Here is a 20,163-nt window from a genome sequence, read left to right as displayed (position 1 = left end):
GAACAAGTTGGATGATCTTCCCGTCCGAACCGGCTCCAGTGGCCCGGACGGGAAGACCTGTGGGCAGAACCCTACTCGACGGGAAATCCTCCGGTCGCACCGGAGGGCTATGGAGGGGGTCACACCGCAGGGTCGGCCGGAAGCGGCGGTGCGTGCCGGTCGGTCGTGATCCGTATCGCGCACCGTTTGTCCCATATAGTCCAGATATGCCTCTTCATGAGACGAAAGACGAACGCGCTCTCGACGCCGAGACGGATGTGTTCGCGTCCGCGCTGAGCGGCCAGATCCTCCCCAAGTACCGGATGCCGGAGGACCACTCGCCGACCGAGGTGGTCTACCAGCTCCTCCACAACGAGCTCCTCCTCGACGGCAACGCCGCCCAGAACCTGGCCACCTTCTGCACCACCTGGTCGGACGACGGCGTGCACCGCCTGATGAACGAGTGCCTCGACAAGAACATGATCGACAAGGACGAGTACCCGCAGACCGCCGAGATCGAGGCGCGCTGCGTCAACATCCTCGCCGACCTGTGGAACGCCCCCGCCGGAACCACCGCCACCGGCTGTTCCACCACCGGCTCCAGCGAGGCCGCCATGCTCGGCGGACTCGCCCTCAAATGGCGCTGGCGCGAGCGCCGCCGCGCCCAGGCCCTGCCCGTGGACCGCCCCAACCTGGTGTGCGGACCGGTCCAGATCTGCTGGGAGAAGTTCGCCCGTTACTTCGACGTCGAACTGCGTCAGGTCCCCCTGGAACCCGGCGCCACCGGCCTGCGCCCCCACCAGCTCGCCATGTACGTCGACGAGAACACCATCGGTGTCGTCGCCATCCTCGGCGTCACCTACACCTGCGTCTACGAGCCCGTCGCCGAGATCTCCGCCGAACTCGACCGGATCCAGGCCGAACACGGCTGGGACGTCCCCATCCACGTGGACGGCGCGAGCGGCGCCTTCGTCGCCCCCTTCCTCCACCCCGAGGTCGTCTGGGACTTCCGGCTGCCGCGCGTCGCCTCCGTCAACACCTCCGGCCACAAGTACGGGCTCGCGCCCCTCGGCGTCGGCTGGATCGTCTGGCGCACCGCCGAACTGCTCCCCGCGGAACTCGTCTTCGACGTGGACTACCTCGGCGGCGACATGCCGACCTTCGCCCTCAACTTCTCCCGCCCCGGCGGCGAGGTCATCGCCCAGTACTACCTCTTCCTGCGCCTGGGCCGCGGCGGCTACCGGCGCGTCCAGCAGGCCTGCGCCGACACCGCCCAGTACCTGGCCCGGGAGATCGCCGCGATCGGCCCCTTCACCCTGCTCTACGACGGCCAGGGCGCACTCCCCGCCGTCTCCTACGCGCTCACCGACCCGGCGGCGGCCGGCTTCACCCTCTACGACCTCTCCGACCGGCTGCGCATGCGCGGCTGGCAGGTGCCCTCGTACCCGCTGCCGGCCGACCGCGACGACACCGTCATCCAGCGCGTGCTCGTCCGGCACGGCGTGACCCGCGATCAGATCGCCCTCCTCGTCGCCGACCTCCGCCGGGCCGTCGAGCACCTCACCGCCACGCCCCCGCCCGTGCCCACCACCACACCCCGGTCGGGCTTCCACCACTGAGGCCCGGCGCCGGAGGACGTCAGCCGGACGCCGACCAGCGCATCCCCAGGGCGTCGAGCGCAGCCACCCGCTCCGGGGCGAGGGTGCCCGCCCGGGAGCGCTGGTTGGCGATCCAGGCACCCAGGCGCAGCTCCTGGTCGCCGACCGACTCCACGTGCTTGCGGGGCACCTTCAGGTGCCGTTCGCGGAGGTGGAACTGCTCGGCCGCCTCCAAGTGGTCCGCCCACGCCTCGGCGTGGCTGCGGCGCGGCGCCGGGCGCTCGTCCCGCGCCGCCGGGGTCGCGCCGAGCGCGTGCTCCAGCAGCCAGCGCTGCGCCCACGACAGCTTCTCCCAGTTCAGCCGCTGGAAGCGGACCCACGCGCCCAGGTCCTCGCCCTGGACCAGCACCTCGCCGGGGGCGAGCGGCAGCCGGCCGCCCGCGTCCAGATGCGCCCGCGTCAGGTGGAAGGCGCGCTGCCAGGAGATCTCCCAGGCCGGACACCAGGAGGCGTCGATGGCCTCCAGGGCCTCGCGTCGCTCCTCGGACAGGGCTCCCGCCCCCTCCCGGCGGGCGGCGGCCCGCTGGTTCTTCACCCACACCCCGACCGGGGCGCCCGCCCAGCTGGCCTCCACGGGCGGCAACAGGTGCCCGTGCTCCGCCGCCCAGGCGCGGGCCGCCGCCAGCCCCTCCTCGAAGGCCACGTCGAAGTGGCTCCACACCATGCCGAGTTCGTCGAGCTCGGCCGCCCGCTCCCGGCCCAGCGCGCCCCGGCGGTAGGTGCGCCGCACGTCCGCGATCCACTGGCCGAGCGGGAAGCGGGCCAGCCCGGGCGGCCACCCCTCGTCGCCCGCCGGCACCTTGTAGCCGAAGGGCACCTTCAGGTCCCCCGCCGTGGCGGCGTAGATCCGGGCGGCCTCGACCCCGCGCCGCCAGTGCTCGTGCTCCGGGTTCAGGACGCGCAGTCGGACGAAGGCGGCCAGGAGTGCCGGGTCCCGCGGCGTGGAGAAGCTCAGCAGGCTCTCGGCGCCGCCGCTCAGGCCGCCGGAGCCTCCCGGGCCCGGGGCGCCCGCGCCCGCGGCCCGGCCCGGCACCTGCGGCTGGGCCAGGGACTCCACCAGCCGGGTGTCGTGCGCCCGCAGCGCCTCCAGCAGCCGCGCCAGGTCCCCGTACGCCCGGGAGGTCAGCATCTCCTCCGGGGTCTCGCCCGGCCCCATCAGGACCGGCACCACCAGCGAGGCGACCTTGCCCTCGCCGGGCCGGATCCGCAGCGCCCGCCCGACCGCCTGGACCAGGTCGGGCATGGAGCCCCGTACGTCGGCCCAGAAGACGGAGTCGCACTCCTTGGTGTCCACGCCCTCGCCCAGCACCCGGACACTGCCGAGGAACGCCTTCTCCGCGACCCGGCCGTCCGCGAAGGCGCCCAGCACCCGCCGCCGGTGCGCCGCCGAATGCTGCCCGCACAGCCAGTCCGCCCAGACGCTGCGGGGATACACGGGCCGCGGGCTGCGGCTGGTCAGCCGCAGCCGCTTCGCCACCGCCGGCAGACCGGCCGCGAAGGCCTCGGCCTCCTTCGTCAGATGGTGGAAGACCAGCGTCCGCCGGAACCCCTGGTGCACAGCCGCCTTCACGAGCGCCGTCTGCAGGGCGGCCAGCCGGGCCCCGCGCACCGCGTCCGACCGCCCGTCGCGGCCCATCAGCACGGCCGCCTGGAACCCCGGATCGGTCACGTCCACGCACACGACCCGGTAGGGGGCGCAGATCCCGCGGTCGATGGCCTCGGACAGCGAGAGCGTGTAGCAGCGGGCGCCGAAGGGCCCCCGCGGATCGTCCTCCATGGAGGCGACCAGCTCGCCGCGCCCCTTGGCCCCGCTCCCGGCGCCCCGCTCCTCGTTCTCCTCGCCGTCCTGCCACACCCGCGGCGTGGCCGTCAGGTAGAGCCGCCGCACGGCCGGGATCCGCGCGTTGTCGTGCACGACCGCCCAGGGCTTGCCGATCCGCCCCGAGGTACGGTGCGCCTCGTCGACCACGACCAGGTCCCAGCCGGGCAGCCCGGCGAGGTGCGCCCGCTCGACGGTGCCCAGACCCAGCGAGGCGTACGTGGCGAACACGGTCACCCGGTCCACCGGGGGGCCGCCCCAGCGGGCCAGCTCCGCCGGATCGGTGGTCGTGGGCACCCCCGCGTCCTCGCCGCGCAGCGAGCACACGGCGAGGGACCGCCCGGTCCGGCCGCCGTCCCGCCAGGCCGCGGCCGTCTGCACCAGCAGGTCCAGGGAGGGCACCAGCACCAGCACCCGCCCGGCCCGCAGTTCCTCGGCCGAACGGACGGCGACCAGGGACTTCCCCGACCCCGTCGCCATGATCACCTGGGTGCGCAGCCCGGCCTCGGGAACCCGGCCCCCGGCGGGCAGCTCCAGAGCCCGCACCACCGCATCCACGGCCTCACGCTGGTGCGGGCGAAGTTCCGTCCTCGCCACCTACGCCACCCATCCCTGTGATCTGCTGATTCTTCTCCAGCCCCTATCCTGCCCTGATTTTGACGCAGATGCGGGGAGATCCGTGACCCGGGTCACAGCCGAGGGTGTCACGTCCGGCCGGGCAGTCTTGTCCCATGGGCATGAACGAGACCAAGAACGTACTGCTGGCCGGGGCGAGCGGAGTCCTGGGACGCCACGTAGCCGAGGCGCTCACCCGCGCCGGTTACACCGTGATCGGCCTCGGCCGGGGCGCCGGAGCCGCCGTCCGGGCCGACCTCATGGACCGCGACGGGCTGCTGCGGGCGGTCGACGGTCTCGAAGCCGACACCGTCGTGCACGCGGCCACCGCCCTGCGCGCCGCGCCGATGCGGCACAAGGACATGTTCGCCACCGACGACCTGCGGCTGACCGGGACCGGGCACCTGATGGAGGCGGCCCGCACGGTCGGCGCCCGCCGCGTCATCGCCGAGTCGATGGTCTTCGGGTACGGCTACCGCGACTTCGGCGACCACGTGATCACCGAGGACGCCGACCCCTTCGGCCCGCCCGGCGACCCCGCGGTGGAACGCCACCTCGAAGGGATGCGGGTGAAGGAACAACTGGTCCTCGGCGACCGGGACATCGAGGGCATCTCGCTGCGCTTCGGCCTCTTCTACGGCGCCGGCGGCACCGAGGCACTCGTGGAGATGCTGCGCAAGCGGAAGATCCCGGCGGTCGCCGACCACGGCAGGGTGCTGCCCTGGGTCGATCTCGCGGACGCCGGCCGCGCCGTGGCCCTCGCCGTCGAAGGCGGCAGCCCGGGACAGGCGTACAACATCGTCGACGACACTCCGATGGGCTTCGGCGCGCACGTGAAGGCGGTCGCCGAGCTGTTCGACACCCCGAAGCCGCTGACCGTGCCCACCTGGCTGATGCGCCCCTTCCCCTACGTCCACCGGGTGGTCACCACGAGCATGCGGGTCTCCAACGCCAAGGCGAAGGCCGGTCTCGGCTGGACGCCGAGCCACCCGGGATGCCTCGAAGCCATGGGCGCACTCGCCGGAAAGTGAGACGGATCTTGATCGGCCGGCCGAGCGGTGCCACCGTGGCGATCATGGACGACCCTTTCGAGACGAACCGGCGCCTGCTGTTCGCCGCCGCCTACCGCATGCTGGGCAGCGTCGCAGACGCCGAGGACATAGTGCAGGACGCCTGGCTCGCCTGGCACCGCGCCGACCAGGCGGCCGTCGAGAACCCCAGGGCCTACCTGGTGCGCACCGTCACCAACCTCAGCCTGAACCGGCTGAAGTCCGCCCAGGTCGTCCGCGAGGCGTACGTCGGGCCCTGGCTCCCCGAGCCCCTCCTCACCTCACCGGACATCGCCGAGGAGGCCGAACTGGCCGACACCGTCTCGATGGCGGTCCTGGTCGTCCTGGAGACCCTGACCCCGACCGAGCGCGCCGTGTTCGTCCTCCGCGAGGTCTTCGGATACTCCCACGCGGAGATCGCCGAGGTCGTCGGCAAGACCGAGGCGGCCGTCCGCCAGTCCGCGCACCGCGCCCGCGAACACGTACAGGCCCGCCGCCCCCGCTTCACCACGGGGGCCGCCGAACAGCGCGAGATCGCCGAGAAGTTCCGCGCGGCCTGCGCCGGCGGAGACCTCGGCGCGATGCTCGGGCTCCTCGCCCCCGACGTCGTCTCCTGGTCCGACGGCGGAGGCGTCGTCACGGCCGCCCGCCGACCGCTCCACGGACCGGACCACGTCGCCCGCTGGCTCTTCGGCGTCCTGGCCAAACCCGAGGTCCAAGGGGTCGAAATACACCCCGCCGAGATCAACGGCGAGCCCGCCCTGCTGCTGGTGTACGGCGGCGTCAACGCCGGCGCCCTCACCTTCGAGGCCGCCGACGGACGGATCACCGCGCTGCGCCTCGCCATCAACCCGGAGAAGCTGCGCGGCCTCCGGACCTGAGCCGGGGCCGCGCGCGCATCCGTACCCGGCGGTTACCTGGCGCCGAAGTTCTGCGTCCACCAAGGTCCGCCCGAACCCTGGTGTATGCCCACGCCGATGTCCTTGAAGGCGCAGTTGAGGATGTTCGCGCGGTGGCCCGGGCTGTTCATCCAGGAGTCCATGACCGACTTCGCCGTCGCCTGACCCCGCGCGATGTTCTCCCCGTACGTGGACCAGCGGTACCCGGCGGCGGTCGTCCGCTGCCCCGGGTCCGCGCCGTCGAGGTTGGTGTGGTCGAAGAAGTTCCGTGCCGCCATGTCGTCCGAATGTCCCTGAGCGGCGGCCCGCAGCTGCGAGTCCTCCTTGAGGGGACCGCAGCCGGCCGCCGCCCGCTCGGAGTTGACCAGGGCCACGACCTGCCCGGCCAGCCCCTGGGGGGCCGGCGCCGGAGCGGGAGCAGAAGCCCGCCGGGTCGGGGAGGCGGAGGTCTTCGAGGGGGTCGGCTTGGGGCTCGGACTCGCCGAAGCGGAAGGGGAAGCCGAGGCCGAGGGTGAAGGCGAGGGGGACGGGGAGGGCGAGGCCGACGTGGAGGGGAGGGGGGCTGGGGACTCGGTCGCGGCCAGAGCGGCCAGCGGGGCGGGAGCGGCCCCGTCCTTCGGGGCGTCGGAACCGGGGAGGCCGCCGAGGTACACCACGCCGCCGCCCGCCACGCAGGCCGCGAGCACCGCGCCGCCGATCACCCGGCGCCGCCGCTGCCGGCGCTTGCGCAGGGTGCCGCGGCCACCGCCCGCCGCGCCGGCCGTGTCGCCGACCTGGGTGAGCTCGCCCGGGCCTTCGGCGAAGGCAGAGGCCGTGGGGGCGAAGCCGGCCGCCCCGGCCGTACGGGCCCACGCGAGCAGCGCCGCCGAGAGGGGAACGAGCGCCAGTCCGGCCAGCAATCCCTCCGCCGGAACCAGACCGCTCCACAGGCCGGAGCATCGTACGCACTCACGCGCGTGGCGGGCTATTCGCTTGCGCCACAGCGCCGAGGGCTCGCCGTCCCAGGCCACCAGCACGGCCCGCAGCTCCTCGCACCGCGGCTGGGCGTCCAGCGCCCGCTCCACCACCCGGGCCGACTCCAGCTGCGCCTTCATCCGCTGCACCCGTACGGCCGCGTGCTGCGCGGGCAGCTCCAGGGCGGCGGCCACCTCGGCCCGGGTCAGCTCGCCGGCGCACTCCAGCCACCACAGCGACAGCAGCGCCCGGTCGTCGGGCTCCAGCCAGCGGGTGGCACGCGCCGTCTCGCGGCGCTGGCCCGACAGGTTCAGGCGCACGACCGTCAGGTCGACGAAGTCGGCCCCCGGGTCGGCCAGGTCGTCGGCCGCGTCCAGGGCGGTGCTCTCTCCGAAGCCGTGTTGACGGGCCTGCCAGTGCGCGCGGACCCGGTTCATCGCGATCGCCACCAGCCAGGAACGGAAGCTCTCGTCCGAGCGCAGGCCGCCCAGCCCGTCGAGCGCACGCAGCATGGTGTCCTGCACCACGTCGTCCACGTCGAAGGACCCGTTCAGGGCGCGCCCGACGATGTTGTAGACCAGCGGAAGGTGGGCGGCGACGAGCTCGTCCTGCGCCCGGGGGTCGCCCGAGCGGGCCGCTGCCACCAGCGCTGCCGTCTGCTGAGTACTCATGTGATGTCCCTGTCCGTACCGGCGGTTGATGATGCCCGATACCTGGGAGACCGTCGAGCCGGGTCCCGATAACAGTTATCCGGAAGCCGGATTCGCGACGTGCGCCGACAATCATCCCGGCCCGCCGTCACAGCAGCGGGGCCAGGGCTTCGGTTGCGGCGAGGAGCGCGGCCGCGTACGTCTGGATCTCCTCGCGGGAGACCAGGAACGTGACGGTCGTCACGCTCACTCCGCCGATCGGGCGGCCGTCCGGGGCCAGGACCGCAGCGCCGATGCAGCGGATGGCAGGCTCGTTCTCCTCGTCGTCGAGGGCGAAGCCGCGGGTACGGATCCTCGCGAGATCGGCTTCCAGGGCCTCTTCGGTGGTCAGCGAGTTCGGGGTCCGCCCCGGCAGGCCGGTGGCGGCGATCAGGGCCCGCACCTCTGCGGCGGGCAGGTGGGCCAGGACGCTCTTGCCGATCGCGGTCGTGTGCAGCGGCATGCGCGTGCCGACGCGGGAGGCCGTCCGGAACGGCTGGTCTTCGCCCTCCAGCTTGCGGATGTAGGTGATCGACTCCCCGTTGAGCAGGGCGAGGTGCACCGTCTGGCCGGTGGCCCGCCCCAGGTCGCCGAGGATCCGCCCGATGCTCGCCGGCTCCCCGCCGGCGACGAGGGCGGACAGCCCGCGCAGCCGGGGCCCCACCCCGTAGCGGCTCTCGGCTTCCTGGCGTACGAAGCCCTGCTCGATCAGCGAGGCCAGGATCCTGAAGGCGGTGGACTTGGGCACGGCGGCCGCCGCCGTCACCTCGGCCAGCCGGTGCGGACCGCCGGGGGCCGCCACCGCCTCCAGGACGCGCAGGGACTTCTCCAGCGCGGACCCGGCGGCAGAGGTCCGGCCGCCTCGCGGGGCGTGCGGGGCGGCGCCATGCGTCAGGGGCGTTGACACGCAAACTCCCGGTCTGGATAGGGTCTAGACCAATGGTTCCGCAAGACGATACCTCGTTCCGCTACGTGGAACGAACGGGAGGGTCCTTGTCCTGCCACCCGTACGACGTACTGGCCGCGCAGCGGCTCCTGCCGGTGCTGCGCAACGCCGACGCCGACGAAGCCGTCCGCGAGACCCGCACCCTGCTCGCCGCCGGCTGCCGGGCCGTGGAACTGACCACCTCCACACCCGGCTGGGCCGAGGCCCTCGCCCGCACGGTCCCGCTCGCCGACGCGCACGGCCGCCCCGCCCTGATCGGCGTCGGCACCGTCACCACGGCCGCGCAGGCCGAGACCGCCCTGGACGCGGGCGCCGCCTTCCTGATCTCCCCGTACCCGGCCCCCGAGGTCCGCGCAGCCGCCGCGCGCCGCGGAGCCGTCTTCGTCGAGGGCGGGTTCACCCCCGGCGAGATCGCCGCAGCCGTCCGCGCCGGGGGCGCCGCCAAGGTGTTCCCGGCGCACGTGGGCGGCCCGGGTTTCATCCGCTCCCTCAAGGCCGTCCTCCCCGGGGCGGTGATCATCCCGACCGGCGGGATCCGGCCCGCCGAGGTCCCCGACTGGATCGCGGCCGGAGCGAGCGCCGTCGGCATCGGCGGCGGCCTGCCCGCCGGTCCGGGGGAGCTGGCCGCCCTGTTCGGCGGGCTTGCCGCGCCGTGCTGCTGCGCTCCGGGGGAAGGGCGGTGAGCGGCTACGACGTCCTCGTACTCGGTGAGGTGCTCGTCGAGATCCACGCCGACACCGCCCTCCGGGAGGCCGCCAACGGCACCCCGGCCCGCATCTCCTACTCCGGGGACGCCCTCAACGCGGCCGCCGCGGCGGCCGCCGCCGGGGCCCGGACCGCGCTGCTGGCCGTGGTCGGCGACGACGAGCTCAGCGTGCCGCTGCTGCGGCGGGCCGCCGAGCTGGGCGTGGACGTCTCGCACGTACGCCGGGCCGCGCGGCCCAACGGCGCCTACCTGCTCAGCGCCGACACCGATGGCGACCGCGCGTTCGTCTACTGGCGCACCCGCAGCGCCGGTTCCACCCTCTCGCCCGAGCACGTCGAGTCCTGGCGCGGGCTGCTGACCGGCTGCCGGGCGCTGGTCACCAGCGGCATCACCGGAGCGCTGTCGCCGACCGGCCGCGACGCCGTACTGGCCGCCGCCCGCCTGGTGCACGCGGCCGGCGGGCACCTCTCGTACGACCCCAACTTCCGCCCCCGGATGACCGGCCGCGCCGAGGCCCGCGAGCTGCTCGCCCGGATCGCCCCGCTGACCGGGCTGCTCAAGAGCTCCTGCCCGGCCGACGCGCTGGCCCTCGTCGGCACCGACGAGCCCCGCACCGCCGCCGCCCGCTACCGCGCGCTGGGTGCCCGGGCCGTCGCGGTCACCGGGGGCGCCGACCGGCTGCTGCTGGACGAGGGCACGGGCGCCGCCGCCCGCTACCACCCCGTACCCGTCAATCCGGCTCCGGTCGACGCGACCGGAGCCGGGGACTGCTTCACCGGGACCGCCACCGCCCGGCTCGTCCTCGGCGACACCCTCGTGGACGCGGTGGCCTACGGGCTGGCCGCCGCCTCCCTGTCGGTGTCGGGGCGCGGGGGCACGGGACTGGTGCCGACCTTCGCGGCGACGGCGGCGCTGGCGGCCGTTCAGGCGGGGGCGGGTCGAGGTGCGGACGCCCGGACGCCGCTCACGCCGCGCTCAGGAGAGCGACCTCCTCCGGCGTGAGGCGCAGCGCGCCCGCCGCGATGTTCTCGACCAGGTGGTCCGGATTTCCGGTGCCGGTGATCGACAGGACGTGCGGTCCGCGGCTCAGCGTCCACGCCAGGCGCAGCTGCGCCGCCGACACCCCGTGCGCCTCGGCGAGGGCCCGCACCCGCTCGCCGTCGTCCGCCACCACGCCGGCCTCCTTGCCCGCGCCGGCGATGGCGAAGAACGGCACGAAGGCCACGCCTTGCTCCCCGCACGCGTCCGCGAAGGCGTGGTCCTCGGTGGGCGAGCCGATGCCGTACGGGTTCTGCACGCACACCACCGGCGCGATGGCCCGCGCCTCGGCGAGGTGGTCGGCGCGGGCGTTCGAGATGCCCAGGTGCCGGATCAGCCCGGCCTCGCGGAGCTCGGCGAGGGCCCCGAAGTGCTCGGCGATCGACCCGGTCGTCTCCCGGCGCTGGATGCGCAGGTTGACGATGTCGAGGTGGTCCCGGCCGAGCTGGCGCAGGTTCTCCTCGACCTGCCCGCGCAGCTGCTCCGGCGCCGCCCACCACCAGTTGCCGCCCGCGTCGCGGCCCGGACCGACCTTGGTGGTGATGACGAGCTCGTCGGCGTACGGGGCGAGCGCGCGGTTGATCAGCTCGTTGGCGGAGCGCAGCGGGGAGAAGTAGAAGGCGGCGGTGTCGATGTGGTTCACGCCGAGCTCCACGGCCCGCCGCAGCACGGCGGTCACCCGGTCCCGATCGCTGGGGGAGCCGTCGGCGAGGTGCGTGAGCCGCATCGCGCCGAAGCCGATCCGGTTGACGGTCAGGTCGCCGAGCGCCCAGGTGCCGGCCGCGGCCGCAGTGATCGTTTCTGTCATTGCGTGACCATACCGGGCTCGTTCACCCACCCGGCCGCCAGCACCAGCCGGGAGGTCCGGTGGACGGCCAGGAAGCCGAAGGGCCGGTCGAAGCGGACTTCGGCCCGGCGGACGCGGTACCTCAGCCGAGGCATGGCGCAACCGGGCGCCATGGCGAAGGCGGTGACGGCCGCGGCCTCGAACCCCTTCGCGGTGAAGCGGGCCAGCGCGGACTGGCGGGCCGATCCGATGGCCAGCGGTTCGGAACTGATACCGGGGAAGTGCCCGGAGTCCTTGTCGGAGGCGGTCTCCAACCCGAACAGCCGGGCCTGGCACAGGAGGTCGTGCTCGGCGCGCACCTCGAACGCGACGGTCGTGATGCGGAGCCTGGGCTCGGGGGACACGGCCGCCTCGGTAGCGACGAACAGTCCCGGACCGGGGTTCCCCTCGGGGAGCAGATGCGCGCCCGTGGACGGAAGGGCCCTCGTGACGGCGTCGATCCCGGTGCCGAGGGTTTCACCGGCGGGCGCGCCGGGTTCGCCCAGTACGAGGTGGACGTCCACCCCGGTGTTTCCGACGACTTCCAGCAGGGTGACCGGACCCGTCGGGCCGTGAGCCACTCGGGCCCGGTCCAACAGGGAGGTACTGCGATGCAGCATCCACAGCGGCCGACCGGCCCAGGGGCCTTCGTCCACGCGGCCGGGCAGTGCACGGAACGGCTGGATCCACTTCAGCTGGAGCGCCAGCGCGGAGGCCAGGACGAGCCGGGTCTCCTCGTCGAGGGTCACGGGCATGCGCTCGATCAGGCCGCCGGTCCGGTCCGACGCCCACGCGTCCAGCACCTTCGTGTCGGCCTCCGCGTCGTCGGTGAGCGTCCCCCGGGCGCCGGCCGGGAGCTTCGCCGACCAGGTCTCCTCCAGCGGGAGGTCGGCCTTGGCCCACAGCCCGGTCGCCGCCCGCAGACCCGGTACGCCGGTCAGACCGGCCAGCAGCTCCCGCGCGGCCCCGGCGGCGGACTCGGCGGGTATGGACAGGGCATCCGCCAGTTCCGCGCGGGCCGGACCGCCCGCGCCGTCCGCCAGCAGGGCCAGCAGCGGCCAGGCCCCGGCCGCGGTGAACACCGTGCCGGGGCCCTCGGCAGGAGCCTCGGCGGCCCAGCGCTTCGTGAGGCGGTTGACCGCCCTTACCGTCGAGTTCCTCATGCGGGGGAGGGTACGTGGAGTGGCACCGCCGGGCCGGGTGCTTTTCCGCGGCCCGGCGGCGCCGGTCTTGTGGCCGGTCAGCGGCCTGCTCAGCGGCCGCGCAGGCCCCGGTCCACGGCCGTCATCAGCTCGCCGTCGGCGGTGTCCGCGTCCAGCGACCAGACCATCGCCCCGCCCAGGCCGTGTTCGCGGACGTAGGCGGTCTTGGCGCGCAGCACCTGCGGGTCGTCGTACGTCCACAGGGTGTTGCCGTCGAACAGCCAGGCGTGGCCGCCGCGCCGGTCCCGGTACACCTGGTAGGTCCCCGAATCGGCCAGCTTCTTCAACGCCTTGTAGTCCTCGTACCCCGCGGACCAGGTGGCCGGCGCCGGGCCCGTCGCGGGCTGCCCCATGCCGTCCCCGCCGCCGCTCACGCCCGTCCAGCCCTGCCCGTAGAACGGCATGCCCACGACCAGCTTGTGCGCGGGCGCCCCGCGCTGTCGCCAGGCGTCCACGGTGCCGTCGACGCTGAAGTCGCGCCGGGCGTAGAGCGCGGACTGCTGGGCGGTGGTCGGCTCGCCCGAGACGTGGAAGTCGTAGCCCTGGAGGGTCACGAAGTCCAGGTGGCGCATGATGCGGCGGACGTCGAAGCCCGCGTCGATCTTGGCAGCGGCGGTCGGGACGAAGGCCGTCAGCTCGTACGCCGACTTCCGCTTCTGGCCGCGCGCGTACGCGTCGAGCTGCGTACGGAACTCCTTGACGAGCTCGGTGAAGTTCTCCTTGTCCTCCGGGCGGAACTTCGTGTCGGCGTCGCCGGCCGAGCCGGGCCACTCCCAGTCGAGGTCGATCCCGTCGAACACGCCCGCGGCCGCGCCCGCGCCACCACGGGTGCCGTCCTGCGGGAGGTTGCCCTTGATGTACAGGTCGATGCAGGACTCGACGAAGGCCTTGCGGGAGGCCGGGGTGAGGGCGGCGTCCGAGAAGTGCGTGGACCAGCTCCAACCGCCCAGCGAGATCAGCACCTTGAGGTTCGGGTGCTTGGCCTTGAGCTCGCGCAGCTGGTTGAAGTTGCCCGCGAGCGGCTGCTCCCAGGTGTCGGCGACCCCGTCGACGGAGTTGGCGGCGTCGAGCGGGCGCACGTAGTCGGCCCAGGCGTCCACTTCACCGGGCACGTTCCCGGTGAAGCACTTGCCTTCCGGACTGACGTTCCCGAAGGCGTAGTTGATGTGGGTGAGCTTGTCGGCGGAGCCGTTCGCCTCCAGGTCCTGGACCTGGAAGTCCCGCCCGTAGACGCCCCATTGGGTGAAGTAGCCGACCTTCTTGTACGCGCGGTCGTGGCCGCCGTCGACCTGCGCGGCGGCGGGCGCGAAGGCGGTCAGCAGGGAGAGGGAGCAGGTGGCGACGGCCAGTCTGCCGAGCATGCTGCGGCGCATGGGCTTCCTTTGCGGATGCGGGGAGTGAGGCGTGTGCGCGTGCGCGGTGCATGCCGGAAACTATTGGTCTGGACCAGGCGGGTCAAGGGGGTGGCGGAAACTCGCGGGCGCTCGGGTGTGCGCGGGGTGCCCGGTGCTCGGCTCGGAGCGCTACGAGAGGCTCCACTGGCCGACATCGTCCGCGAGACCGCCGTTCAGCGCGAACTGCACCGCTGCGAGGGCGGCGTCGTCCGGGAGGTGGAAGGTGACGAAACCCTCCGCCGTGCCGCCGGGATCGAGCGTGACGGTGTCGGGGAAGGCCGCCCCGGCGGTCGTGGGGGTGTTGAGCGCGGCGAACCGCCGCCCGGTGGAGTCGAGCAGGTGAGCGCAGGAGACGGGGGAGTCCGCGTAGACGACGGAGCCGGTGTTCTCCAGCCGGAACCGGACGGCGACCAGCCGGTCGTCGACCTGAGCGGCCGCCGCGTCCGCGGGGCCGGCGGGGTCGGCGGGGCTCGCGGGGTCGACCACCTGCGTCAGCGTGACGTCGAGCCGCTCACCGGGCTCCCGGCCGGCGAGCGGGATCGTCTCCCCGGAACCACCGGGTCCCGCCCCGAGCAGCACGGGGACGGTGAACGCCAGCGCGGCCAGGGCCGCCCGCAGCCGGAGGCGCCCTCGGCCTCGACCCCGGGGCATGGTGGAACCTTCCGATCCGCGGATCACCCTGCCCACGATCCTCCCCGACCCCGACTCTCGCCACCTGCGGCCGCCCGGGTGTCTCAGGGCTCGGACACCCCGGGAATTCGTTGGATCTCCACAGCCGGCCGTGCCATGGTTGGTTTCGCCGAAGGGGTGTAGCTCAGCTGGTCAGAGCGCTGGTCTCCAAAACCAGATGTCGCAGGTTCGAATCCTGCCGCCCCTGCAACGGAAGCGACCCGAGGCCCGCGTCAGCAGTCAGCTGCTGATGCGGGCCTTCGGCGTTTGCGGGAGCAGCGGTTTGCGTCTGGCAGACTGGGCCCCGATACCCCAGGCGGTGCAGGACAGGAAACCGGTGCGATTCCGGTGCGGTCCCGCCACTGTGACCGGCCATCTCCGTGAGGGAGGCCGGGAGTCAGACACTGACGCACCGCCTCTGCTCCTTCTTCACGTCGGCCAGGGGACGCGGATCCCCCGGAGAGGCTTCGCCATGTCGCGTTCCCGCACCGTTTTGCGTGCAATGTTTCCGTTGGTGCTCCTGATGCCCCTGGCCGCCTGCGGCGGTTCGGCGGAGGGCGGGGACGACCGGGCCCAAGGCGCGGCCGCCGCGCCCGGGTTCCCGTACACCGTCACCAACTGCGGTGTGACCAGCACCTTCCAGAGCCCGCCCCGGCGTGCCGTCGCCATGAACCAGCACGCCACCGAGCTCCTGCTCGCCCTCGGGCTCCAGGACCGGATCGCCGGTTCCGCCTATCTCGACGACGCCGTGCTGCCCGCGTACCGGCCCGCCTACGACAAGATCAAGGTGCTGGCCAAGGAGTACCCCTCCAAGGAGACCCTGCTCGGCGCCGATCCCGACTTCGTGTACGGCGGCTATGCGAGCGCCTTCGACAAGGCGCAGGGCCGCGACCGCGCGGGGCTCGCCCAGGCCGGCATCAACTCCCGCCTGAACGTGGAGTACTGCACCCCCGGCACCGTCGGTTTCGACCAGCTCAAGACCGAGATCACCGAAGTCGCCCGGACCTTCGGCGTGCCCGAGCGCGGCGCCGTGCTGATCGCCGACGAGGAACGCCGCATCGGCGCCGTGACCGCCCGGGTCAAGGACAAGCCCCGGCCGTCCGTCTTCGTCTACGACTCCGGCGAAGCGACCGCCTCCACCTCCGGAGGCGGCGGCATAGGCAACGAGATCGTCACCCTCTCCGGCGGCACGAACGTCTTCGCCGACCTCAAGGACACCTTCGGCGACGTGTCGTGGGAGAAGGTCATCGAGCGCAAGCCCGAGGTCGTCCTCATCTACGACTACGGCGGCACCACCGTCGAAGCCAAGAAGCAGCGCCTGTTGAACGACCCGGCGCTCGCCGAGGTTCCCGCCGTCAAGAACCGGCGGTTCGTCGTGCTGCCATTGTCCTCGGCCGTACTCGGCGTGCGCGTCGCCGACGCCGTCGAGTCCTTGGGGCACCAGCTCCACCCCGACGCCGCGTGAGGCTGCGCACGGCCGCCGTGCTGTGCGCGCTGGCTGCCGCGCTCCTTGCGGCGGCGGTCGCGGGGCTGGCCCTGGGGCCCGTACGGATCGCGCCCGGCCGGGTGCTCGACATCGTGCTCGGAGGGCTGTCGGGGGAGCGGCCCGCCGGGGCCTTCTCCGCCATCGTCTGGGACGTCCGGATGCCACGGGTGATCCTCGGCGCCCTCGTCGGCGCCGGGCTCGCGGTGGCGGGCACCGTGCTGCAGGCCCTCGTACGCAACCAGCTCGCGGATCCCTTCCTGCTCGGCGCCTCCTCCGGTGCCTCCGCGGGAGCCGTCCTCGTCATCGTCTTCGGCGCCGGATCCGCCATCGGGGCCGGCGCGGGCGTGGACGTGGGTGTCCCGCTCGCCGCCTTCGCCGGGTCGATGGGCGCGCTCGTCGCCGTCTACGCGATGGCGCGGCGCGGCGGCACCATGACCACCGGCCGTCTGATCCTCGCCGGGGTCGCCGTCCAGTACGTCCTGTCGGCCCTCACCAGCCTGGTCCTGGTGCTCGCCGCGCAACCCGACCAGCTGCGCTCCGTCCTCTTCTGGACCCTCGGCGGCCTCGGCGGGGCCCGCTGGGACGAACTCGCCCTGCCCGCCGCCGCGCTGCTGCTGGGAACCGGCCTGCTCGTCGCCCTCGCGCGGCCGCTCGACCTGCTGCTCGCCGGGGACGAGGGCGCCCACACCCTGGGCCTGGACACCGGGCGCTTCCGTGCCGCCGTGTTCGTCCTGACCTCCCTCGTCATCGGCGTGCTCGTCGCCTACAGCGGCGCGATCGGTTTCGTCGGGCTGATGGTTCCGCACGCGGCCCGGATGATCGTCGGCGCCGGGCACCGGGTACTGCTCCCGGTGGCCGCACTGGGCGGCGCGGTGTTCCTGACCCTGGCCGATCTCCTCGCCCGTACCGCGGCCGCGCCCGAGGAGATACCGGTGGGCGTGGTGACCGCGCTCGTCGGCGGGCCGGTCTTCCTGTGGATGCTGAGACGCTCCAGCCGTACCGAGGGGATCGCCGGATGACGGAACTCGTGGTCGAGGCCCTGCGTTACGAGACCGACGGGCACACACTGCTGCACCGCGTCGACCTCACCGCCCGGCCCGGTGAGACCGTCGGCGTGGTCGGCCCCAACGGCAGCGGGAAGACCACCCTGCTCCGGTGCGTCTACGGGACCCTGCGGCCCACCGCCGGCCGGGTACTGCTGGACGGCGCCGACGCGGGCGCGCTCACCGTCAAGGAGCGGGCACGGCGGATGGCGGTCGTCCCGCAGGACGCGAGCGGCACGTTCGGACTGACCGTCCGCGAGGTCGTCGCCATGGGGCGCAGCCCGCACAAACGCTTCTGGGAACAGGACGGACCGCTGGACGCCCGCCGGATCGCCGAAGCCCTCGAGACCGTGGGCGTGGCCCGCTTCGCCGACCGCCGCTTCGACGAACTCTCGGGCGGCGAACGCCAGCGCGCCCTGGTGGCCCGGGCCCTCGTTCAGGAACCGGGCATGCTCGCCCTCGACGAGCCGACCAACCACCTGGACATCCGCTACCAGCTGGAGATCCTGACCCTGGTCCGGGACCTGCCCGCCACCAGCCTGCTCGTCCTGCACGACCTCAACCTCGCCGCCGCCTTCTGTGACCGGTTGTACGTGCTGTCCGGTGGCCGGGTCGCGGCCTCCGGGCCGCCGGCCGAGGTACTCACCGAGGAACTGCTGGCCGAGGTGTACGGGGTCCGCGCCCGTGTCGAGGTCCACCCCGACACGGGCGCGCCCCACATCGTCTACCTTCCCTTCGCCGACGTCACCCTGGCGTGAGGGTGGATCGCGAGCGGGAGCGCGAGCGCCGGGGGCGCTACTCGGCCGCGTCCTCCTGATATCCGTACGGGCGCGTGATGAGCTCCATCCCGTGCCCGTTCGGGTCGAAGAAGTAGACCCCGCGGCCCCCGTCGTTGTGGTTGATCTCGCCGGGGAGCTTGCCGTGCGGGTCGGCGAAGTACGTGAGGCCCGCCGACCGGATCTTCTCGAACGCCACGTCGAACTCCTCCTCGGAGAGGAGGAACGCGTAGTGCTGCGGGGTGATGGACTCGGCCGGGATGGTCGCGAAGTCCAGGGTGACGCCGTTGGCGGTTTCGACGGGGATGAAGGGTCCCCACTCGGTCCCGACCCGGAGGTCGAGGATGTGCGCCAGGAATTCGGCGGACTCCCGGTTGTCACGGGAGTGGATGATCGTGTGGTTCAGTTCGACTGACATGGGTGAATGCCTCCGAAAGGCACGCCACGGCACCTCCATGCCTCACCCGGTCGGTGACCGACACGCGATGCCGTGATGACGATCCTAAGCGCGCCGTGCGGGTGTGGTCCACCGCCATACGGCCACCCCGCCCCACCGGACCTCACGAACCCCCGTACACCGCCTTGACGTTGTCCTGCGCCGGATGCGTCCGGCCGGCCGGGCCCGCCGCGAAGACCCGGAGCAGGTTCTCCGTCACCAGGGTCGTCAGCGCCCCGGAGCGCGCGTCCAGGCCGTGGTTCCGACCGTCACGGCCGTCGCCCGTCGCGTCCAGGGCCTCCACCCACCGCATCGTCCCGGTCGCGAAGACCCCCGCCCCGCTGGTCGTCGTGTAGTACGCCGTGTCCTGATGGCTCGGCCGCCCGTCGCACACCACGGGGGAGTGCGCCAGGATCTCGATCGGCCGGGGCGTGGGGAAACCGGTGTTCACCTTGTCGTACTCCACCCCGACCAGGTGCTCGAAGCGGTCGCCCGCCTTCGCACCGGTGCCCTCGAACAGCCAGTGGCCCGGGTTCGTCACCACGTACGGGGCGTCCACGGGATAACCGTCGTAGATCACGCCGAGGAGCGAACTCTCCGGGTCCGCGCCCGGCACCGACCGGAAATCGACCGTCGCCGGATGGCCCCGCTTGAAGGCCGGGTCCTGCGCGTACGAGGACTTGTAACAGACCAGCGTCCGGTCCGGGCCCAGGTCGGAGGCTTCGAGGCGGATCCGGCGGAAGCAGCAGTTCGCGCCCAGGACCGCGAGGTTGGTGCCCGCGTCGCGCGCGGCCGTGACGTGCGCCCGCTGCTCCGGCGACCAGTACTCGTCGTGCCCGAGCGACAGCACCGCCGCCGCACCTTCCAGCAGCCGCTTCTCCCGTGCCACGTCCGTGGTGGTCGCGTACGCCAGGGGGATGCCGAGGCGCTCGGCGAGCGCGATCAGCGGGGCCTCGTACACCAGGAACAGGCCCGCGCCGTCGTCGTACTCGTAGGGCCGGTCGAAGGTCACGGACAGCGAACGGGAGGCGTAGCCGCCGCTGGGGCCGTCGTAACTGCCGTAGCCGCCCCACCGGTTGTAGGCCTGCCAGGTGGCCACCGCGTTGACCACCACCGTACGGCCGGCCGTCGCGGCCGACCGGACGGTCACCGGTACGAAACGCTGGCCCTCGCCGCCCTGCGCGTCGAGCCGGAGGAGGTAGCAGCCCTCGGGCCAGTCCTTGGTCTCGACCGTGGTGGCGCGGGCCCACCGCGTGCGGACCATGCGGGTGCCGGGGTCCACGGTGTGCTCGGGCTGCCGGGCCCCCGGCAGCGCTTCGGAACGCCACACCAGCCGCGCCCGGGCCCCGCCGTACCAGCCCATCCGGTAGGCGGAGACGGTGAACCGGGGCTCGGTGGTCGACACGAACAGCCCGAACGACTCACCGGGCAGCACGCTGACCTTGTCCGCGAACCCCTCGATGGCGCGGTCCGGGCCGGCCTTGGTGACCGGCCAGTCGGCATTGCCCGGGCGGGCGTTCTCGGCCTTGACGTCGAAGCCGTGCGGCCCGCTCGCCGGCGGCTCCCCGCTCGGAGCCGCGGACCCTCCGGGCCGGTCCCCGCCCCGTCCCTCGGCGCCGCCGTCCCCGCCCGCGCAGCCGGATACGGCCCCGAGCCCGGCCACCGTGGCAGCCCCCGTCGCGAACGCGAGGAACCGCCGCCTACCAGCACCGTCGCGGCCCCCGGCCGCCCCGGCTATGTGCTCATGATCCATGGAGGGCACGGTATGTCACGCTTCGGGCCCCACTTTCACCGACCCGCCACCTCAGCGTGGGTGAGCAGCACTGCCTGAGTGCCCGCCGAATTACAGATGATCGATGTCCGGATGTGCAGCAATTTCGTCATTGCCGACAGTCGGCGCGGAGGGAACGATAGTGGCGTAACCGGCGCTCGCCCGCATTGCGTGGAAGTGAAAAGCGGGCGCGCGCGAATCAATAAAC

The 20,163-nt window shown here is 73.2% G+C and carries 17 protein-coding genes, 1 tRNA gene and 1 riboswitch; of the genes, 9 read left to right on the top strand and 9 right to left on the bottom strand.

The window, feature by feature from the left end; all coding sequences use genetic code 11:
* Positions 1-206 precede the first annotated feature (206 nt).
* On the top strand, positions 207-1,598 hold the full coding sequence (locus tag OG625_RS02505; protein WP_329376409.1) for a glutamate decarboxylase: 1,392 nt from the start codon (positions 207-209) through the stop codon (positions 1,596-1,598).
* 19 nt (positions 1,599-1,617) lie between these two features.
* On the opposite strand, the gene OG625_RS02500 is transcribed toward OG625_RS02505, so the two are convergent.
* The gene (locus OG625_RS02500; protein WP_443067662.1) at positions 1,618-4,053 is read right to left on the bottom strand and encodes a Helicase associated domain protein; all 2,436 of its coding nucleotides are present in this window, start codon (positions 4,051-4,053) and stop codon (positions 1,618-1,620) included.
* Between the two features lie 134 nt (positions 4,054-4,187).
* Here OG625_RS02500 and OG625_RS02495 point away from each other — a divergent pair, with 134 nt between their 5' ends.
* Complete coding sequence (locus tag OG625_RS02495) at positions 4,188-5,102, top strand: NAD-dependent epimerase/dehydratase family protein (protein ID WP_329376407.1); 915 nt, start codon at positions 4,188-4,190, stop codon at positions 5,100-5,102.
* A gap of 44 nt (positions 5,103-5,146) precedes the next feature.
* Positions 5,147-6,001: an RNA polymerase sigma-70 factor gene (locus tag OG625_RS02490; RefSeq protein WP_329376406.1), complete on the top strand. Its 855-nt coding sequence runs from the start codon at positions 5,147-5,149 to the stop codon at positions 5,999-6,001.
* A 32-nt stretch (positions 6,002-6,033) separates the two neighbouring features.
* Here OG625_RS02490 and OG625_RS02485 read toward each other — a convergent pair whose 3' ends face one another.
* Positions 6,034-7,644, bottom strand: a complete 1,611-nt coding sequence (locus OG625_RS02485; protein ID WP_329376405.1) for a sigma-70 family RNA polymerase sigma factor — start codon at positions 7,642-7,644, stop codon at positions 6,034-6,036.
* 127 nt (positions 7,645-7,771) lie between these two features.
* On the bottom strand, positions 7,772-8,569 hold the full coding sequence (locus OG625_RS02480; RefSeq protein ID WP_329376404.1) for an IclR family transcriptional regulator: 798 nt from the start codon (positions 8,567-8,569) through the stop codon (positions 7,772-7,774).
* Positions 8,570-8,655: 86 nt separating this feature from the next.
* Between OG625_RS02480 and OG625_RS02475 the strand changes: the two genes are divergently transcribed.
* Complete coding sequence (locus OG625_RS02475; protein ID WP_329376403.1) at positions 8,656-9,291, top strand: bifunctional 4-hydroxy-2-oxoglutarate aldolase/2-dehydro-3-deoxy-phosphogluconate aldolase; 636 nt, start codon at positions 8,656-8,658, stop codon at positions 9,289-9,291.
* A complete protein-coding gene (locus OG625_RS02470; protein WP_329376402.1) occupies positions 9,288-10,316 on the top strand; it encodes a sugar kinase in 1,029 nt (342 codons plus the stop codon). Before OG625_RS02475 ends, OG625_RS02470 begins: the two co-directional genes overlap by 4 nt.
* Here the strand turns inward: OG625_RS02470 and OG625_RS02465 are convergent.
* The 4 genes from OG625_RS02465 to OG625_RS02450 all read right to left on the bottom strand — a co-directional run bounded on the left by OG625_RS02465 (position 10,279) and on the right by OG625_RS02450 (position 14,425).
* On the bottom strand, positions 10,279-11,160 hold the full coding sequence (locus OG625_RS02465; protein ID WP_329376401.1) for an aldo/keto reductase: 882 nt from the start codon (positions 11,158-11,160) through the stop codon (positions 10,279-10,281). The two genes, OG625_RS02470 and OG625_RS02465, sit on opposite strands and share 38 nt — an antisense overlap.
* Entirely contained in the window at positions 11,157-12,341 is a 1,185-nt protein-coding gene (locus OG625_RS02460; RefSeq protein ID WP_329376400.1) for a serpin family protein, read from the bottom strand. Before OG625_RS02460 ends, OG625_RS02465 begins: the two co-directional genes overlap by 4 nt.
* A gap of 89 nt (positions 12,342-12,430) precedes the next feature.
* Positions 12,431-13,753, bottom strand: coding sequence for a glycoside hydrolase family 18 protein (locus OG625_RS02455; RefSeq protein ID WP_329376399.1), 1,323 nt, complete (start codon positions 13,751-13,753; stop codon positions 12,431-12,433).
* 150 nt (positions 13,754-13,903) lie between these two features.
* Positions 13,904-14,425 carry a hypothetical protein gene (locus tag OG625_RS02450; protein ID WP_329376398.1) on the bottom strand — a complete coding sequence of 174 codons (522 nt, stop codon included), beginning with the start codon at positions 14,423-14,425 and terminating at the stop codon, positions 13,904-13,906.
* A gap of 152 nt (positions 14,426-14,577) precedes the next feature.
* On the opposite strand from OG625_RS02450, the gene OG625_RS02445 reads away from it, so the two are divergent.
* The 4 genes from OG625_RS02445 to OG625_RS02430 all read left to right on the top strand — a co-directional run bounded on the left by OG625_RS02445 (position 14,578) and on the right by OG625_RS02430 (position 17,730).
* Positions 14,578-14,651 (top strand) — tRNA-Trp (locus OG625_RS02445).
* Positions 14,652-14,723: 72 nt separating this feature from the next.
* A riboswitch (cobalamin riboswitch) is annotated at positions 14,724-14,870 on the top strand.
* A gap of 45 nt (positions 14,871-14,915) precedes the next feature.
* Positions 14,916-15,908: an ABC transporter substrate-binding protein gene (locus OG625_RS02440; protein WP_329376397.1), complete on the top strand. Its 993-nt coding sequence runs from the start codon at positions 14,916-14,918 to the stop codon at positions 15,906-15,908.
* Positions 15,905-16,948 carry a FecCD family ABC transporter permease gene (locus OG625_RS02435; RefSeq protein WP_329376396.1) on the top strand — a complete coding sequence of 348 codons (1,044 nt, stop codon included), beginning with the start codon at positions 15,905-15,907 and terminating at the stop codon, positions 16,946-16,948. The genes OG625_RS02440 and OG625_RS02435 overlap by 4 nt, the downstream gene beginning before the upstream one ends.
* Positions 16,945-17,730 (top strand): ABC transporter ATP-binding protein, encoded by a 786-nt coding sequence (locus tag OG625_RS02430; RefSeq protein WP_329376395.1) that lies wholly within the window; start codon positions 16,945-16,947, stop codon positions 17,728-17,730. Before OG625_RS02435 ends, OG625_RS02430 begins: the two co-directional genes overlap by 4 nt.
* Positions 17,731-17,767: 37 nt before the next feature.
* Here OG625_RS02430 and OG625_RS02425 read toward each other — a convergent pair whose 3' ends face one another.
* Both OG625_RS02425 and OG625_RS02420 read right to left on the bottom strand, forming a co-directional pair.
* Positions 17,768-18,166 (bottom strand): VOC family protein, encoded by a 399-nt coding sequence (locus tag OG625_RS02425; RefSeq protein ID WP_329376394.1) that lies wholly within the window; start codon positions 18,164-18,166, stop codon positions 17,768-17,770.
* 142 nt (positions 18,167-18,308) lie between these two features.
* Positions 18,309-19,937 (bottom strand): N,N-dimethylformamidase beta subunit family domain-containing protein, encoded by a 1,629-nt coding sequence (locus OG625_RS02420; protein ID WP_329376393.1) that lies wholly within the window; start codon positions 19,935-19,937, stop codon positions 18,309-18,311.
* Positions 19,938-20,163 lie beyond the last annotated feature (226 nt).

The sequence above is a fragment of the Streptomyces sp. NBC_01351 genome (assembly GCF_036237315.1).
In the GTDB taxonomy this organism is placed as follows: Bacteria; Actinomycetota; Actinomycetes; order Streptomycetales; family Streptomycetaceae; genus Streptomyces.
Note: the sequence above shows the minus strand (reverse complement) of the source record. Positions and strands in the feature narration are given on the sequence as shown.

What these genes read in the sequence shown, in the direction of transcription:
- OG625_RS02505 (WP_329376409.1), top strand. Translation starts at nt 207, where the DNA reads ATGCCTCTTCATGAGACGAAAGACGAACGCGCTCTCGACGCCGAGACG.
- OG625_RS02495 (WP_329376407.1), top strand. Translation starts at nt 4,188, where the DNA reads ATGGGCATGAACGAGACCAAGAACGTACTGCTGGCCGGGGCGAGCGGA.
- OG625_RS02490 (WP_329376406.1), top strand. Translation starts at nt 5,147, where the DNA reads ATGGACGACCCTTTCGAGACGAACCGGCGCCTGCTGTTCGCCGCCGCC.
- OG625_RS02485 (WP_329376405.1), bottom strand. Translation starts at nt 7,644, where the DNA reads ATGAGTACTCAGCAGACGGCAGCGCTGGTGGCAGCGGCCCGCTCGGGC.
- OG625_RS02465 (WP_329376401.1), bottom strand. Translation starts at nt 11,160, where the DNA reads ATGACAGAAACGATCACTGCGGCCGCGGCCGGCACCTGGGCGCTCGGC.
- OG625_RS02460 (WP_329376400.1), bottom strand. Translation starts at nt 12,341, where the DNA reads ATGAGGAACTCGACGGTAAGGGCGGTCAACCGCCTCACGAAGCGCTGG.
- OG625_RS02455 (WP_329376399.1), bottom strand. Translation starts at nt 13,753, where the DNA reads ATGCGCCGCAGCATGCTCGGCAGACTGGCCGTCGCCACCTGCTCCCTC.
- OG625_RS02450 (WP_329376398.1), bottom strand. Translation starts at nt 14,425, where the DNA reads ATGCCCCGGGGTCGAGGCCGAGGGCGCCTCCGGCTGCGGGCGGCCCTG.
- OG625_RS02440 (WP_329376397.1), top strand. Translation starts at nt 14,916, where the DNA reads ATGTCGCGTTCCCGCACCGTTTTGCGTGCAATGTTTCCGTTGGTGCTC.
- OG625_RS02430 (WP_329376395.1), top strand. Translation starts at nt 16,945, where the DNA reads ATGACGGAACTCGTGGTCGAGGCCCTGCGTTACGAGACCGACGGGCAC.
- OG625_RS02425 (WP_329376394.1), bottom strand. Translation starts at nt 18,166, where the DNA reads ATGTCAGTCGAACTGAACCACACGATCATCCACTCCCGTGACAACCGG.
- OG625_RS02420 (WP_329376393.1), bottom strand. Translation starts at nt 19,937, where the DNA reads ATGGATCATGAGCACATAGCCGGGGCGGCCGGGGGCCGCGACGGTGCT.